15 protein-coding genes are annotated in these 15,857 nt (G+C 71.6%); 10 read left to right on the forward strand and 5 right to left on the reverse strand.

Going from position 1 to position 15,857, the window contains the following annotated elements; translation table 11 throughout:
* Positions 1 to 109 precede the first annotated feature (109 nt).
* Positions 110 to 3,661 carry a DNA polymerase III subunit alpha gene (gene dnaE / locus AC4IJH_RS14895; protein WP_490852146.1) on the forward strand — a complete coding sequence of 1,184 codons (3,552 nt, stop codon included), beginning with the start codon at positions 110 to 112 and terminating at the stop codon, positions 3,659 to 3,661.
* A gap of 84 nt (positions 3,662 to 3,745) precedes the next feature.
* Here dnaE and AC4IJH_RS14900 read toward each other — a convergent pair whose 3' ends face one another.
* On the reverse strand, positions 3,746 to 3,925 hold the full coding sequence (locus AC4IJH_RS14900) for a hypothetical protein (RefSeq protein ID WP_490852147.1): 180 nt from the start codon (positions 3,923 to 3,925) through the stop codon (positions 3,746 to 3,748).
* Positions 3,926 to 4,214: 289 nt separating this feature from the next.
* Between AC4IJH_RS14900 and AC4IJH_RS14905 the strand changes: the two genes are divergently transcribed.
* From AC4IJH_RS14905 to AC4IJH_RS14920, 4 genes are all read left to right on the forward strand, one after another.
* Complete coding sequence (locus tag AC4IJH_RS14905) at positions 4,215 to 5,513, forward strand: NYN domain-containing protein (RefSeq protein WP_490852148.1); 1,299 nt, start codon at positions 4,215 to 4,217, stop codon at positions 5,511 to 5,513.
* Between the two features lie 95 nt (positions 5,514 to 5,608).
* Positions 5,609 to 6,598 (forward strand): ABC transporter ATP-binding protein, encoded by a 990-nt coding sequence (locus tag AC4IJH_RS14910; protein ID WP_490852223.1) that lies wholly within the window; start codon positions 5,609 to 5,611, stop codon positions 6,596 to 6,598.
* Positions 6,599 to 6,874: 276 nt separating this feature from the next.
* Positions 6,875 to 7,621, forward strand: coding sequence for an ABC transporter permease (locus AC4IJH_RS14915; protein WP_490852224.1), 747 nt, complete (start codon positions 6,875 to 6,877; stop codon positions 7,619 to 7,621).
* A gap of 68 nt (positions 7,622 to 7,689) precedes the next feature.
* Positions 7,690 to 8,394: an ABC transporter permease gene (locus tag AC4IJH_RS14920; protein WP_490852149.1), complete on the forward strand. Its 705-nt coding sequence runs from the start codon at positions 7,690 to 7,692 to the stop codon at positions 8,392 to 8,394.
* 184 nt (positions 8,395 to 8,578) lie between these two features.
* On the opposite strand, the gene AC4IJH_RS14925 is transcribed toward AC4IJH_RS14920, so the two are convergent.
* The 4 genes from AC4IJH_RS14925 to AC4IJH_RS14940 all read right to left on the reverse strand — a co-directional run bounded on the left by AC4IJH_RS14925 (position 8,579) and on the right by AC4IJH_RS14940 (position 11,807).
* Entirely contained in the window at positions 8,579 to 8,653 is a 75-nt protein-coding gene (locus AC4IJH_RS14925) for a hypothetical protein (RefSeq protein WP_465270599.1), read from the reverse strand.
* A gap of 121 nt (positions 8,654 to 8,774) precedes the next feature.
* Complete coding sequence (gene ybaK, locus AC4IJH_RS14930; RefSeq protein ID WP_490852150.1) at positions 8,775 to 9,287, reverse strand: Cys-tRNA(Pro) deacylase; 513 nt, start codon at positions 9,285 to 9,287, stop codon at positions 8,775 to 8,777.
* Between the two features lie 51 nt (positions 9,288 to 9,338).
* Positions 9,339 to 10,097, reverse strand: coding sequence for an LON peptidase substrate-binding domain-containing protein (locus AC4IJH_RS14935; protein ID WP_490852151.1), 759 nt, complete (start codon positions 10,095 to 10,097; stop codon positions 9,339 to 9,341).
* 105 nt (positions 10,098 to 10,202) lie between these two features.
* Positions 10,203 to 11,807 carry an oxidoreductase gene (locus AC4IJH_RS14940; RefSeq protein WP_490852152.1) on the reverse strand — a complete coding sequence of 535 codons (1,605 nt, stop codon included), beginning with the start codon at positions 11,805 to 11,807 and terminating at the stop codon, positions 10,203 to 10,205.
* A gap of 209 nt (positions 11,808 to 12,016) precedes the next feature.
* On the opposite strand from AC4IJH_RS14940, the gene hisD reads away from it, so the two are divergent.
* Genes hisD through hisH form a run of 5 tightly spaced genes read left to right on the forward strand, consistent with a single transcriptional unit; the run spans position 12,017 to position 15,852 of the window.
* A complete protein-coding gene (hisD, locus tag AC4IJH_RS14945) occupies positions 12,017 to 13,360 on the forward strand; it encodes a histidinol dehydrogenase (RefSeq protein WP_490852153.1) in 1,344 nt (447 codons plus the stop codon).
* Positions 13,357 to 14,460 carry a histidinol-phosphate transaminase gene (locus tag AC4IJH_RS14950; RefSeq protein WP_490852154.1) on the forward strand — a complete coding sequence of 368 codons (1,104 nt, stop codon included), beginning with the start codon at positions 13,357 to 13,359 and terminating at the stop codon, positions 14,458 to 14,460. Before hisD ends, AC4IJH_RS14950 begins: the two co-directional genes overlap by 4 nt.
* Entirely contained in the window at positions 14,457 to 15,050 is a 594-nt protein-coding gene (gene hisB, locus AC4IJH_RS14955; protein WP_490852155.1) for an imidazoleglycerol-phosphate dehydratase HisB, read from the forward strand. Before AC4IJH_RS14950 ends, hisB begins: the two co-directional genes overlap by 4 nt.
* Positions 15,047 to 15,211 (forward strand): hypothetical protein, encoded by a 165-nt coding sequence (locus AC4IJH_RS14960; protein ID WP_490852156.1) that lies wholly within the window; start codon positions 15,047 to 15,049, stop codon positions 15,209 to 15,211. The genes hisB and AC4IJH_RS14960 overlap by 4 nt, the downstream gene beginning before the upstream one ends.
* Complete coding sequence (gene hisH / locus AC4IJH_RS14965; protein WP_490852157.1) at positions 15,208 to 15,852, forward strand: imidazole glycerol phosphate synthase subunit HisH; 645 nt, start codon at positions 15,208 to 15,210, stop codon at positions 15,850 to 15,852. The genes AC4IJH_RS14960 and hisH overlap by 4 nt, the downstream gene beginning before the upstream one ends.
* Positions 15,853 to 15,857 lie beyond the last annotated feature (5 nt).

Here is a 15,857-nt window from a genome sequence, read left to right on the forward strand (position 1 = left end):
CGGGACCGCTCCGTGCCCCGGCGCGGGGCCTGGCTGACAGTGGGGCCCGGTAACCTTCAGAGCTGTCCCCGCCGACCCGTCACCGACTCTTCCCCGGAGGTCTCCCGCTGTGGCAGCCCCGTCCAGGCCCCCGTTCACGCACCTGCACGTCCACACCCAGTACTCCCTGCTGGACGGTGCCGCGCGGCTGAAGGACATGTTCAACGCCTGCAACGAGATGGGCATGACGCATATCGCCATGTCCGATCACGGCAACCTCCACGGGGCGTACGACTTCTTCCACTCGGCGAAGAAGGCGGGGGTGACGCCGATCATCGGGATCGAGGCGTACGTGGCGCCGGAGTCGCGGCGCAACAAGCGCAAGATCCAGTGGGGCCAGCCGCACCAGAAGCGGGACGACGTGTCCGGTTCGGGTGGTTATACCCACAAGACGATCTGGGCGGCGAACAAGACCGGGCTGCACAACCTCTTCCGGCTGTCCTCGGACGCGTACGCCGAGGGCTGGCTGCAGAAGTGGCCCCGGATGGACAAGGAGACCATCTCCCAGTGGTCCGAGGGGCTGATCGCCTCGACCGGCTGCCCCTCGGGCGAGGTGCAGACCCGGCTGCGGCTGGGGCAGTTCGACGAGGCCGTGCAGGCCGCCAGCGACTACAAGGACATCTTCGGCGCGGGCCGGTACTTCCTGGAGCTGATGGACCACGGCATCGAGATCGAGCGCCGGGTCCGCGACGGGCTGCTGGAGATCGGCAAGAAGCTCGGCATCCCGCCGCTGGTCACCAACGACTCGCACTACACCTACGCCCACGAGGCGACCGCGCACGACGCGCTGCTGTGCATCCAGACCGGCAAGAACCTCTCCGACCCGGACCGCTTCCGCTTCGACGGCACCGGCTACTACCTGAAGTCGACGGACGAGATGTACGCCATCGACTCCTCCGACGCCTGGCAGGAGGGCTGCCGCAACACCCTCCTGGTCGCGGAGCAGATCGACACCAACGGCATGTTCGAGAAGCGCGACCTGATGCCGAAGTTCGACATCCCGGAGGGCTTCACCGAGGTCACCTGGTTCCAGGAGGAGGTGCGCCGCGGCATGGCCCGCCGCTTCCCCGGCGGCGTCCCCGAGGACCGGCAGAAGCAGGCCGAGTACGAGATGGACATCATCATCCAGATGGGGTTCCCGGGGTACTTCCTGGTCGTCGCCGACTTCATCATGTGGGCCAAGAACAACGGCATCGCGGTGGGCCCGGGCCGTGGCTCGGCGGCCGGCTCGATCGTCGCGTACGCCATGGGCATCACCGACCTCGACCCCATCGAGCACGGCCTGATCTTCGAGCGGTTCCTCAACCCCGAGCGCGTCTCCATGCCCGATGTCGACATCGACTTCGACGAGCGTCGGCGCGTCGAAGTGATCCGGTACGTCACCGAGAAGTACGGCGCCGACAAGGTCGCCATGATCGGCACGTACGGCAAGATCAAGGCGAAGAACGCCATCAAGGACTCGGCCCGCGTGCTGGGCTACCCCTACGCGATGGGCGACCGCCTCACCAAGGCCATGCCCGCCGACGTCCTGGGCAAGGGCATCGACCTCTCCGGCATCACCGACCCCAAGCACCCGCGCTACAGCGAGGCGGGCGAGATCCGGGGGATGTACGAGAGCGAGCCGGACGTCAAGAAGGTCATCGACACCGCCAAGGGTGTGGAGGGCCTGGTCCGGCAGATGGGTGTGCACGCGGCCGGCGTGATCATGTCCAGCGAGCCCATCGTCGACCACGCCCCGGTCTGGGTGCGGCACACCGACGGCGTGACCATCACGCAGTGGGACTACCCCCAGTGCGAGTCGCTGGGCCTGCTGAAGATGGACTTCCTGGGCCTGCGCAACCTGACCATCATGGACGACGCCGTCAAGATGGTGGAGGCCAACAAGGGCGTCAAGCTGGAGCTCCTCGAGGTCCCGCTGGACGACCCCAAGACCTTCGAACTGCTCTGCCGCGGTGACACCCTCGGCGTCTTCCAGTTCGACGGCGGCCCGATGCGCTCGCTGCTGCGCCAGATGCAGCCCGACAACTTCGAGGACATTTCCGCCGTCTCGGCCCTGTACCGGCCGGGCCCGATGGGCATGAACTCGCACACGAACTACGCCGAGCGCAAGAACGGCCGCCAGGAGATCACCCCGATCCACCCGGAGCTGGAGGAGCCGCTCAAGGAGACCCTGGGCCTGACCTACGGCCTGATCGTCTACCAGGAGCAGGTCCAGAAGGCCGCCCAGATCATCGCCGGGTACTCCCTGGGCGAGGCCGACATCCTGCGCCGCGTCATGGGCAAGAAGAAGCCCGAGGAACTGGCGAAGAACTTCACGATCTTCCAGGCGGGCGCCCGCAAGAACGGCTACAGCGACCAGGCGATCCAGGCGCTGTGGGACGTGCTGGTCCCCTTCGCCGGCTACGCGTTCAACAAGGCGCACTCCTCCGCGTACGGCCTGGTCACGTACTGGACCGCGTACCTGAAGGCGAACTACCCCGCCGAGTACATGTCCGCGCTGCTCACGTCCGTGCGCGACGACAAGGACAAGTCGGCGGTCTATCTGAACGAGTGCCGGCGCATGGGCATCAAGGTGCTGCCGCCCAATGTGAACGAGTCGCTGGCCAACTTCGCCGCCCAGGGCGACGACGTGATCCTCTTCGGCCTCTCCGCGGTCCGCAACGTCGGCACCAACGTGGTCGAGTCGATCATCCGCTGCCGCAAGTCCAAGGGGAAGTACACCTCCTTCCCCGACTACCTGGACAAGGTCGAGGCGGTGGTCTGCAACAAGCGCACCACCGAATCGCTGATCAAGGCGGGCGCGTTCGACGAGATGGGGCACACCCGTAAGGGGCTGATGGCCCACTACGAGCCCATGATCGACAACGTGGTGCAGGTCAAGCGCAAGGAGGCCGAGGGGCAGTTCGACCTCTTCGGCGGCATGGGCGACGAGGCGGACGACGACGGGCCGGGCTTCGGGCTCGACGTGGAGTTCTCCGACATCGAGTGGGACAAGACCTATCTGCTCGCCCAGGAGCGGGAGATGCTCGGTCTCTACGTCTCCGACCACCCGCTGTTCGGCCTGGAGCACGTGCTCTCCGACAAGGCGGACGCCGCGATCTCCCAGCTGACCGGCGGCGACTACTCCGACGGCTCGATCGTCACCATCGGCGGCATCATCTCGGGCCTGCAGCGCAAGATGACCAAGCAGGGCAACGCCTGGGCGATCGCCACCGTCGAGGACCTGGCCGGCTCCATCGAGTGCATGTTCTTCCCGGCGACCTACCAGCTGGTCTCGACCCAACTCGTCGAGGACACCGTGGTGTTCGTCAAGGGCCGGCTCGACAAGCGCGAGGACATCCCGCGGCTGGTCGCCATGGAGATGATGGTCCCCGACCTGTCCGAGGCGGGCACCAACGCGCCCGTGACGATCACCATTCCGACGGTCAAGGTCACCCCGCCGCTGGTGGAGAAGCTCGGCGAGGTGCTGACCAGCCACCGCGGTTCGACGGAGGTGCGCATCAAGCTGCTGGGCGCGCGCAAGACGACCGTGCTGCGCCTGGACCGGCACCGCGTCACCGCCGACCCGTCCCTCTTCGGCGATCTGAAGGTGCTGCTCGGCCCGTCCTGCCTGGCCGGCTGACGGCCGCCGCCCCACGGGGGCGCCAAGGACGCACGAGGGGCGTGCCCGATCCGGGCACGCCCCTCAACTGCTTTACTGCGACGGTCAGTTGTGACCGAAGCGGCGCTGGTGCTTACGGGCGACGTCCGCCGGGCTGCCCTGGGCCTGGGCCTGCGGCTGAGCCTGCGCCTCCATGGCCGACTTCTGCGCCTCCTGCTGGCCGCGCTCGGCGGCCTGGGCGCCCTTCTGCTGCTGATTACGGTCGCGGTTCTTGTTCTTGGCCATGATCTTCCTCCTGACGGGGATCCTGGGATCGGGGCCGCGACCAGACTTACACGCCCGACAGAACCCTGCATTTCGGGCAATTACCGTGAGTGATAAGGGGGGTCGCCGATGGTTTCCGGACGGCCCGGTGAATCCGCCACGCCGATGATCGAGTTCGGGCAGATAACCCCCGTACGGTCGGGCAGACTCGAAGGAAAGCCAGAGGAAAAAACCCGCGCCGGGCGCAGCCGCGCCGACGGCCGGGCTGGGGGGCGACCGTACTTCAGCACCTCAGGGAAGAGGGTGGAACGTGGATCGCTGCGTCGTCCTGGTGGACGCCGGATACCTGCTGGGCGCCGCCGCGAGCCTGCTCGCCGGAGAGCCCGCCCGCTCCCGCATCACCGTCGATCACGCCGCCCTCATCCAGGGGCTGCGCCAGCGCGCCGAGGCCGACACCGAGCGCCCGCTGCTGCGCATCTACTGGTTCGACGGCGCCCCCGACCGCGTACCGCAGCCCGAGCACCGCAGGCTGCGCGTGATGTCCCGGGTCACCGTCCGGCTGGGGGCACTGACCCGCAGCGACGGGCGGTGGGCGCAAAAGGGCGTGGACGCGGCGATGCACGCGGAGCTGACCGAACTGGCCCGCAACCGCGCGTGTTCGGACATTGTGCTGGTGACCGGCGACGGGGACCTGCTGCCGGGGCTGATGTCCGCCAAGGAGCACGGCGTCGCCGTCCACCTGTGGGCGGTGCAGGCCGCCGACGGCGACTACAACCAGTCCGAGGACCTGGTCGCCGAGGCGGACGAGCGCCGGGTGCTGGACCGCAACTGGATCACCCGGGCGGTCCGCGCCAAGGAGGTCCCCGGGCCCTGCGCGCCCGTATCGGTGCCCAGGCCCGAGATCGCCGCGATCCTCTCCGCGCCGCTGCCGGAGTCCGCCGTCGCCGCCGCGGCAGCGGCCGCCGCCGCAGCCGGGCAGGGACCGGAGCCCGGCGAGCGCGGCCACGAGCGCAACGGCTCCAACGGCACCGCCCGCCCGGCCGGCCCCGGCAGCACCGAGGAGGAGGCCGCCGCGGCCGGCGCGGGCGCCGGGCCGTGCGGATCGGCCAAGGGCGTCCCCACCCCCAAGGACCTCGCCGACCTGGGGCGCGGGCCCAGCGCCGGGGCCGCTGCGGTGCCCGCCCCCAGCGCCACCCTGCGCTGGTCCTCGGACAAAGGCTGGGTGGAGCGCGGCGGGCCCGTCGGCGAACCCTCCGAGACGGCCTCACTGCCCACCCTGGCGCAGCTGACCAGCGCGGAGCAGCGCTGGGCCGACCGCGAGGAGGACATCACCGCCGTCAGCGGCGACCCCTTCGAGGTCGGCCAGGTCTTCGCCCGCCGCTGGACCGACCGCCTCTCCGACACCGTCCACCTCCAGCAGCTCTCCACGGAATACCCCCGCATCCCGCACCGCATCGACGGCGAACTGCTGCGCTACGCCGCCCGGTTCGGCCTGCTGGCCCACAAGGACGACCAGATCGACGAGCACGACCGCTATGCGATCAGGGCCGGGTTCTGGCGGGAGGTGGACCTGCGCACCGCCGCCGAGCACGCCCCCGCCGGCGAATGAGGCAGCAGGACAAAGCGGTGTCCCGGGCGCCCCGCGGACGGAGGACGGCCCCGGGACGCGTACCCTCATTGCTCGTGAGGACGGGCGCGAAACAGGTGGAGCACGGCGAGCCGGTGTGTGCCGTGCGGGACCTGGTCAAGACGTACCCCGCGGTGCGCGGGCGCCGGGGAGCGGCGCAGGCGCCGGCGGTGCGCGCCAGCGACGGGATCAGCCTGGACGTGCGCCGCGGCGAGATCTTCGGGCTGCTGGGCCCCAACGGCGCGGGGAAGTCGACGCTGGTACGCCAGCTGACCGGCCTGATGCGCCCGGACTCGGGCACCGTGCGCGTCCTGGGCCATGACCTGGTACGCCATCCGGAGCGGGCCGCGCGGCTGCTGGGCTATCTGGGCCAGGAGTCCACCGCGCTGGACGAGCTGACGGTGGCGCTGGCCGTGGAGACCACCGGGCGGCTGCGCGGGCTGGCGGCCAAGGACGCCAGGGCCGGGCGGGACGCGGTGATCGAGGAACTGGGCCTGGGCGGGATCGCCGGGCGGCCTCTGAAGAAGCTCTCCGGCGGGCAGCGCAGACTGGCGTGCTTCGCGACGGTGCTGATCGGTGAGCGCCCGCTGCTGGTGCTGGACGAGCCGACCACCGGCATGGACCCGGTGGCCCGGCGCGCGGTGTGGGCCGCGGTCGACCGGCGCAGGGCAGGGCAGGGCACCACCGTCGTGCTGGTGACGCACAACGTCATCGAGGCGGAGAGCGTGCTGGACCGGGTCGCGGTGCTGGACCGCGGGCGGGTCATCGCCTGCGACACACCGGGCGGGCTCAAGGACGTGGTGGGGGACGAGGTACGGCTGGAACTGGTGTGGCGCGAGCGGGCCCCCATGGAGGTGCCCGAGGTCGCCGACCTGAGCGGCCGCGCGCAGGCCACCGGGCGCCGCTGGACCCTGCGCCTGTCCCCGGATCAGGCCCGCGCGGCCGTGTCCGCGGTCACCACCGGCCCCGCCTTCGCCGCCCTGGACGACTTCACTCTCGCGACGCCGAGCCTGGAGGATGTGTATCTGGCGCTGGGCGGGCGGGCCGAGGGGTTGGTCAAGGCGTGAGGCGAGGTATGCGGCCGGGGGGCCGGGGGTTGTCCTCCGGGGGTGAGCGGCACTCTCGCGACGCCGAGCCTGGAAGGTGTGTATCTGGCGCTGGGCGGGCGGGCGGAAGGGCTGGTCAAGGCGTGAGGTGGGTGGCTGTGGGCCGGGGGGCCGTACGCAGGAGGGCGTGGTGAAGGCGTGAGTGTGGTTCCCGCGGAAGCGGTGACCGGGGCAGGTGCCGGGCGGGCCGACAGCGGTGGCGCGCAGGCGCGACCCGAGAGCGGTGCGGCCGCCGCGCTGGCCCCGCGGGCGCGCCTGCTGCCGGCGCTGGCCGCCGTCTACCGCGCCCAGCTCTCCCGGGCCAGGGTCGCCCGTATCCCGCTGCTGTTCGTCGCCACCTTCCAGTCCGTCGGGATCATGATCCTGATGCGCGGGGTGGTGGACGGCGGCAGCGAGGCGCGGGCGGTGGTGTCCGGGTCGAGCGTGCTGGTCGTGGCGTTCGTCGCGCTGAATCTGCTCGCCCAGTACTTCGGGCAGCTGCGGGCCGGCGGCGGCCTGGACCACTACGCGACGCTGCCGGTGCCGCCGGCCGCCGTGGTGCTGGGGGCGGCCGCCGCGTACGCCTCCTTCACCGTGCCCGGCACGGCCGTGACCGCGGTGGTGGGCTGTGCCCTGTTCCAGCTGCCGATGACCCACCTGTGGGTGCTGGTGGCCGTCATCCCGCTTGCCGGAGCCGCGCTGGCCGGGCTCGGCGCCGCCCTCGGGCTGCTCGCGCCGCGCCAGGAACTGGCCACGCTCTGTGGCCAGTTGGGGATGTCGGCGGCGCTGCTGCTGGGCGTGCTGCCGGCCGACCGGATGCCCGTGGTGATCACCTGGGCGCGCGATCTGCTGCCCTCCACCTACGGCGTGGAGGCGCTGGCGCGCACCTTCGACGCGCGCCCCGACTGGGCGCTGGTCGGCATCGATCTGGGGGTGTGCGCGGCCGTGGGCGTGCTCTCGCTGGCCGTCGCGACACGGGCGTATCGGCGGGCGGCCGTCCGGTGAACGGGCGGCGGGGCCGAAACGGCCGTCCTGCTGCCGACCGTACGGCGCCGACCTGGCACGATGACGGGGTGACCGCACCGCTGACACCTCCCGGCCAACCGTCCGACCGCCCGCCCCACCAGCCGCCCGCGTACAGCCCCTGGTCCACGCCCGCCGGCGAGGAGGGGAACGTGCCCGAGTACGGCGAGGCCGGTGCCGACAGCGGTGACCTGCGCCGTGAGGTGCGCGAGGCCGTGGTGATCGCGGTCGTGCTGACGGTGCTCGGGGTGCTGCTCGGGGTGCTGTGGGCGTGGCTGGCGCCCAAGGTCCCGCTGATCTCGGACGGCCAGAACGTCTACCTGAAGAACACCGAGGGCGAGGAGGCGATCGGCGCGGACGGCACCTTCGTCCTGCTGGCGCTGGCCTTCGGCGTGCTGAGCACGGCGGCGGTCTTCCTCTTCCGGCGGCGCGGGGGCATTCCGCTGGTGGTGGCGGTCGCGGTGGGCGGGCTGCTCGCGTCGCTGCTGGGCTGGCAGGCCGGGATGTGGCTGGGCCCGGCGCAGGAGGTGGGCGCGCACGCCGCCCAGGTCGGCGCGGGTGTCACTTTCGATGCGCCGCTGCGGCTCCAGGCCAAGGGCGCGCTGCTGGCCTGGCCGGTCGCGGCGATGCTGGTTCAGCTGGCGCTGACCGGACTGTTCGGGCCGCGCGATCCGGAGCCGGCGCCGGTGGTGCCGGACTGGTCCGGCGCGCCGCCGACGCCGTCCGGGCCGCCGCAGTCGCCGTCCGGCGAGTAGGCCCCACGCGCCGGCTCGTGCCGCCGGGCCTCTTGCCGGACCCGCGCCCTGGCGGCGGGCTTGCTTGTGCCGCCGTGGTGCGGGTCCGGCGAGGCGCTCAGCGTCGCGCTGCCGGCGCGGTCGTGAAACCGCAGGCCGGTGGGGGCCGGTCGCGCAGTTCCCCACGCCCCTCAGGGGGCAGGCGTCATGCGGGACGTCGCCCGTGGTTGGCCTTGCCCTTTTTGATGCGCCACTTCCGCTTGCGGGTCTTCTTCGACATGTGCCGCCTCCCGTCTGCGGTGCCCGGGTGCGTACGGGATGACGTACGCGGGGAGCCGGGTCCTGACTGGGTCCTATCGGAGGCGGCCGGGCGCGTAAAGACCTTTGGCGCGCGCAGCGCCTCAGACCCGAGCGATCCGCGCCATCGTGGCGCCCGTGAGGGAGACCAGGTCGGCGGGGGCCAGTTCGGCCTCCAGGCCGCGGCGGCCCGCCGAGACACAGATGGTGCGGTGGGCGTCCGCGGAGGCGTCCACGACCGTGCGCAGCCGCTTGCGCTGGCCGAGCGGGGAGATCCCGCCCAGGACGTAGCCGGTGCTGCGCTCGGCCGCCGCGGGGTCGGCCATGGCGGCGCGCTTGCCGCCGACCGCGGCCGCCAGCGCCTTGAGGTCCAGCGAGCCGGACACCGGTACGACGGCGACGGTGAGGGTGCCGTCCACGTCGGCCAGGAGCGTCTTGAAGACCTGCTCGGGGCAGACGCCGAGGGCCTGTGCGGCCTCCTCGCCGTAGGAGGCGACGGCCGGGTCGTGCTCGTAGGAGTGGACCGTGAAGGGCACGCCCGCCTCGGCGAGGGCGACCGTGGCCGGGGTGCCGCCGGACTGCTTGGCCGCTGCGGACTTCTTGGACTTCTTCGCCAACGTGGCGCCGCCTAACGTCGGTTGGGGCCGTACCTCGGTCGGAGTCGTGCCTCAGTTGGGACTGGTCGGCTGCCGGGTCAGCTCCACGGCCGGCAGCGACGGGAGCTTACCGATCACCGCCGTCTCCTGGCGAAGCAGTTTCAGCTCTTCGGTGAGCCGGGACGCGGTGTCCGGCGCCTGGAGCAGCCGCTGCTTGGCGGGGATGTCCAGGACGGCGGCGGCCGCGACCAGGTAGGAGAGCACGGACGGGTCGGCGGGCAGGTCCTGCCCGGTGGTCAGGGTGCGCTCGTGCGCCCAGGCCAGCCGCTTCTGGTACGTACGGAAGGCCCGTACGACCCCGGAGGCCAGCGCACCGGCCCCCTCGCCCTGCTCCTCCTCCAGTTCCTCCACCTCGCCGACCAGATACGGCCCGGTGGCGTCCACGGAGCGCAGCCGGAAGCGGGTGGTGCCGGTGGCCAGCACCTCGTAGCCGCTCTTGCCGCCGGATGCCTTCTCGTCGTCCTTCTTCCGGATGGTGGCGGCGTCCGCCACGCACCCCACGGTGTGGAAGGCCTGGATCGGGTCGGTGCCGAAGCCCGCACCCGGGCCGTCGGCGGGCAGCGCGGTGCTGTCGGGCATGCCCGGCGCCGTGGGCGCGACCTCGCGGCCGTCGCGGATGGCGACCACCCCGAAGCGGCGCTCGTCCTCGGGCAGCGCGAGCAGGTCGCCCATCAGCGCCCGGTACCGCGCCTCGAAGACGTTCAGCGGGAGGACGAGTCCCGGGAACAGCACCGAGTTCAGCGGGAAGAGCGGTAGGCGCACGGAGGTCACAGTCCGTAAGCCTAGAGCCTGCGGAGACGAGGGCGGTTCACGGGCCGGTTCGTACGGGTTTCCCACGGGTTTCCCGGCGCTGCCGCGGAGCCCCGCGCCGAGGCCTCACTGGCGCCGCAGCAGCCGGGACGCGCCCGCCGCCACCGTCGTCGCCAGCACCCACCCCGCCATGATCAGCACCGCCGCCGCCCACTGCGCGGCGCCCTCCGGCTTCCAGGAGGTGTCCTGGTTGAGATTGATCACCGGCAGCAGCAGGTCGAGGGTGTAGATGTACGGGTTCCACGGCGGGGCCTCGCCGGCCTTGAGGGCGGGCGGCGGATTGCGCGAGAAGTAGACCGTGCCCACCGCCCACAGCACGACCATCCACACCGCGGCGCGGCCCGGCTTGTAGCCGTAGGCCACCGTCCAGTCCTGCAGATAACCCCACGCCTTCGCCGCCAGCGGCAGCGTCTCGCGGCGGCGGCGCTGCTTGGCCAGCAGCACATCCCGGGCGTCGGAGTCCTCGCCGCTGCGGCGCAGCGCCGCGGCGAGCATCTCGTACGGCTCGGGAGCGTACTCGGCGGTCGCCGCCGCCACCCACTGCAGCCGCAGCGCCAGCGGGAAGGGGCCGCGCGGTATCAGCGTCTCGTAGGCGAAGCCCGCCATCCACAGGCCGCCCACCCCCGGCCAGCTCGCCGACTTGTCGACGAGGTTCACGACCCGGGCGCCGGAGAGGATCACCCGGCCGCGCTGCGGGCGCTCGCACAGGAACCGCAGCTCGGGGACCTGGATACGGCGCAGCGACAGCTCCTGGTCGGACTCCATGGAGAAGCGGGCCATCTCGAAGTCGACCGCGTCGCCGAAGCGCCCGTCGTCCAGCCGTATCCCGCCCTCGCACTCGAAGCGCTGCAGGCGGGTGCCGCGGGTGGGGGTGAGCGGGATGCCGTACGGGGGAGTGGTGCCGGTGTTGGAGAACGGCGAGCCGGGCAGCCCGGCGGCCGTCAGGTACAGGGTGCGCTCCACCGTCAGCTGCGGGGCGTTCAGCGCCCGGCGCCCGTACGGGTTGCACAGCCGGCTGCCGCGCAGGCTCAGCGAGACGCCGACCGTCGCCCCGCGCAGCGAGAACTCGCCGTAGGACTCCATCAGTTCGGCCTGCAGGTCCTGGGTGACGGTCAGCCCGTCCGCCATGATCGACCGGCCTTGGCGGTCCTTGTGCACCACGGCCTGGTTGAGCAGGAGGTCCGTACCGATGTGGGCGTCGGTGAGCCGGATGCCGGAGCGGATCACACAGCGCGGCAGGTGCAGATCGCCTTCCGTGCGCAGCCGGGCCGCCTCGAAGCGCGGGATCGCGCAGCCGACCATGCGCAGGGTGGTGAAGTGGCTCTCCGGGAGCACCACCTCGTTCTGGAAGCGGCACCCGCGCAGCTCCACGAATGGCTTGATCGTGCCCCCCGCCAGGTCCAGAGTGTCCGTGATGTACGCACCGGTCAGCTTGAGGGCGGAGACCCGGCCCGGCTGCGCGGGCGGGCTCTCCAGGAGCAGTAAAGCGATCACCCGGGCCCGCACGCTGCGCTCGGGGCCCCACGCCGCCCGGCCGTGCGGGTCGTCCCCGGCGGTGTCCCGGGTGCGCAGATCGCAGGTGGAGCCGTTGCGGAAGGCCTGCCACATGCTCCACTCCGCGGAGGTCAGCTGCAGGTCGGCGGGTGCGTCGCCGTCCACGGGCGCGGTCATCGCGGCATCCCCCTCTTTCCCCGGCGATCTTCCGTACTTCTGTACGATCCCCATTCCCTCCAGGTGATCGCTTCAACGCGGGTGCGCGGGGCCAACTCCGGACAACTTCGCGGGGCCGTGCGGGCCGGGCCGGGGAGTATGTACCGCGCTGTGTATCACCCAGTGATACGGGCGACAGGGCGCGGGGGCGGGTCTGAGACACTGGGAGTGTGATCTCCCGAATCGATCTGCGCGGTGACGCCCTCCTTGAGGGCGGCGCCCTGCGCGACCTGCTGCCCCGTGCCGAGTTCGACGTGGAAGCCGCCCTGGAGAAGGTGCGGCCCATCTGCGAGGACGTGCATCATCGGGGCACGGCGGCGCTGATCGAGTACGCGGAGAAGTTCGACGGCGTGCGGCTGGAGCGGGTCAGGGTGCCCGCGAAGGCGCTGGCCGAGGCCCTGGAAGGCCTCGACGCGGCCGTGCGCGCGGCCCTGGAGGAGTCGATCCGGCGGGCCCGGATCGTGCACCGCGCCCAGCGCCGCAGCGAGCACACCACCCAGGTCGTGCCCGGCGGCACGGTCACCGAGAAGTGGGTGCCGGTCGAGCGCGTGGGCCTGTACGCCCCCGGCGGCCGGTCCGTCTACCCCTCGTCCGTGATCATGAACGTCGTCCCGGCCCAGGAGGCGGGCGTCGAGTCGATCGCGCTGGCCTCCCCGCCGCAGGCCGAGTTCGGCGGACTGCCGCACCCGACCATCCTCGCCGCCTGCGCCCTGCTGGGCGTCGACGAGGTGTACGCCGTCGGCGGCGCCCAGGCCGTGGCGATGTTCGCGTACGGCACGGTGCGTGCCGGAGACCCCGACGGGTGCGCCCCGGCCAACATGGTCACCGGCCCCGGCAACGTCTGGGTCGCCGCCGCCAAGCGCTACTTCACCGGCCGTATCGGCATCGACACCGAGGCCGGGCCGACCGAGATCGCGGTGCTGGCGGACGACACCGCCGACCCGGTGCACGTGGCCGCCGACCTGATCAGCCAGGCCGAGCACGACCCGCTGGCCGCCGCCGTCCTGGTCACCGACTCCGTCGAGCTGGCGGACGCCGTCGACAAGGAGCTTCAGCCGCAGATCGCGGCCACCAAGCACATCAGCGACCGGATCGTGCCCGCCCTTGAGGGCAAGCAGTCCGCCATCGTGCTGGTCGACGGCATCGAGCAGGGCCTGCGCGTCGTGAACGCGTACGGCGCCGAGCACCTGGAGATCCAGACCGCCGACGCGAGCGCGGTCGCCGTCCGGGTCCGCAACGCCGGAGCGATCTTCGTGGGCCCCTACGCCCCCGTCTCGCTCGGCGACTACTGCGCCGGGTCCAACCACGTGCTGCCCACCGGCGGCTGCGCCTGCCACTCCTCGGGTCTGTCGGTCCAGTCCTTCCTGCGCGGCATCCACGTCGTGGACTACTCCCGCGACGCGCTGGCCGAGGTGACCCACCATGTGGTGACCCTCGCCGAGGCCGAGGACCTCCCGGCCCACGGCGCAGCCCTCAAGGCACGATTCGGGTGGAAGGTTCCGCAGAGCACGTGACCGGCATTGACGATCTCCCCATCAGGGACGAACTGCGCGGCAAGTCCCCGTACGGCGCCCCGCAGTTGGACGTCCCCGTACGTCTGAACACCAACGAGAACCCCTACCCGCTGCCCGAGCCGCTGGTACGGCGGATCGGCGAGCGGGTCACCGAGGCCGCCCGCCACCTCAACCGCTACCCGGACCGGGACGCGGTCGAGCTGCGCACGGCGCTGGCCGCGTACCTCACCCGCACGGCGGGCCACGAGGTCGCGATGGCCAACGTATGGGCCGCCAACGGTTCCAACGAGGTCATCCAGCAGCTGCTGCAGACCTTCGGCGGTCCCGGCCGCAGCGCCATCGGCTTCGAGCCCTCGTACTCGATGCACGGCCTGATCTCGCGCGGCACGGGCACGGAGTGGATCTCCGGCCCGCGCAACGAGGACTTCACCATCGACGTCGAGGCGGCCAAGGCCGAGATCGCGGCCCGCCGGCCCGACGTGGTCTTCGTCTGCTCGCCCAACAACCCCACCGGCACGGCCGTCGAGGCCGAGACGGTCCTCGCCCTGTACGAGGCCGCGCAGGCCGCCAAGCCCTCCCTGGTGGTCGTCGACGAGGCGTACGGCGAGTTCAGCCACCGCCCCTCGCTGCTCCCGCTGATCGAGGGCCGGCCCAATCTGGTCGTCTCGCGGACCATGTCCAAGGCGTTCGGCGCGGCCGGGCTGCGGCTGGGCTATCTGGCGGCGGACGCGGCCGTCGTGGACGCCGTACAGCTGGTACGCCTGCCGTACCACCTCTCGTCCGTCACCCAGGCCACCGCGCTCGCGGCCCTGGAGCACACCGATACGCTGCTCAAATACGTCGAGCAGCTCAAGGACGAGCGGGACCGCTTGGTGAGCGAGCTGCGGGCGACGGGCTGCGAGGTCGTGGAGTCCGACGCCAACTTCGTACAGTTCGGCCGCTTCGATGACGCCCACGCCGCCTGGCAGGCCATCCTCGACCGAGGCGTACTGGTCCGAGACAACGGCGTACCGGGCTGGCTGCGGGTGACCGCCGGCACCCCCGCCGAGAACGACGCGTTCCTCGACGCGGTTCGCGCAGTGATGAAGGAGAATCGATGACCCGCGTTGGGCGCGTGGAGCGCACCACGAAGGAGACCTCGGTGCTCGTCGAGATCGATCTCGACGGCACCGGGCAGGTGGACGTGTCGACCGGGGTCGGCTTCTACGACCACATGCTCGACCAGCTCGGCCGCCACGGCCTGTTCGACCTCACGGTCAAGACCGACGGCGATCTGCACATCGACACCCACCACACCATCGAGGACACCGCCCTCGCGCTGGGCGCCGCCTTCAAGCAGGCGCTCGGCGACAAGGTGGGCATCTACCGCTTCGGCAACTGCACCGTCCCGCTGGACGAGTCCCTGGCGCAGGTGACCGTGGACCTCTCCGGGCGCCCCTACCTGGTGCACACCGAGCCCGAGGGCATCGCGCCCATGATCGGCACGTACGACACCACCATGACCCGGCACATACTCGAGTCCTTCGTCGCGCAGGCGCAGATCGCCCTGCACGTGCACGTGCCCTACGGGCGCAACGCCCACCACATCGTGGAGTGCCAGTTCAAGGCCCTTGCCAGGGCGCTGCGTTACGCCAGCGAGCGCGACCCGCGCGCCGCCGGAATCCTCCCGTCGACCAAGGGTGCGCTGTGAACGGCCTGTCCACCGTCTTCATCGTCCTGGGGCTGTTCCTCCTGGGCGGGGTCTACTCCTTCAAGAAGCAGGGCATGCCCAAGAGCGTGATCGTCCTGCTGTGCATCGGCTCGGCGATGTGCCTGGCCGCCGGCATCCTGCGGCTGGAGGTGTGGAATTGAGCCCTTCGCGCAAGAAGGTCGTGGTCTTCGACTACGGCTTCGGCAACGTACGTTCCGCGGAGCGCGCCCTGGCACACGTCGGCGCCGATGTGGAGATCACCGGTGACTACGACCGGGCCATGAACGCCGACGGGCTGCTGGTCCCCGGCGTCGGCGCCTTCGCCGCCTGCATGCAGGGCCTGCGCGCGGCGCGCGGCGACTGGGTCGTGGGCCGGCGGCTGTCCGGCGGGCGCCCGGTGATGGGCATCTGCGTCGGGATGCAGATCCTCTTCGGGCGCGGCATCGAGCACGGCGTGGAGACTTCAGGCCTGGACGAGTGGCCCGGCACGGTCGGACCGCTCAAGGCCGAGGTCGTCCCGCACATGGGCTGGAACACCGTCGAGGCCCCCGCCGACACCCGGCTCTTCGCCGGGATGGACGCCCAGGACCGCTACTACTTCGTGCACTCCTACGCGGTGCACGACTGGGAGCTGGAAGTGGGCAACGCCCATATCCGCGCGCCGAAGGTCACCTGGGCCACGCACGGCGAGCGGTTCGTGGCCGCCGTGGAGAACGGCCCGCTGTGGGCCACCCAGTTCCACCCCGAGAAGTCCGGCGACGCCGGCGCCCAGCTCCTGACCAACTGGATCAACACCCTGTGAGCCCC

This window comes from Streptomyces sp. UF-297 (genome assembly GCF_058245575.1).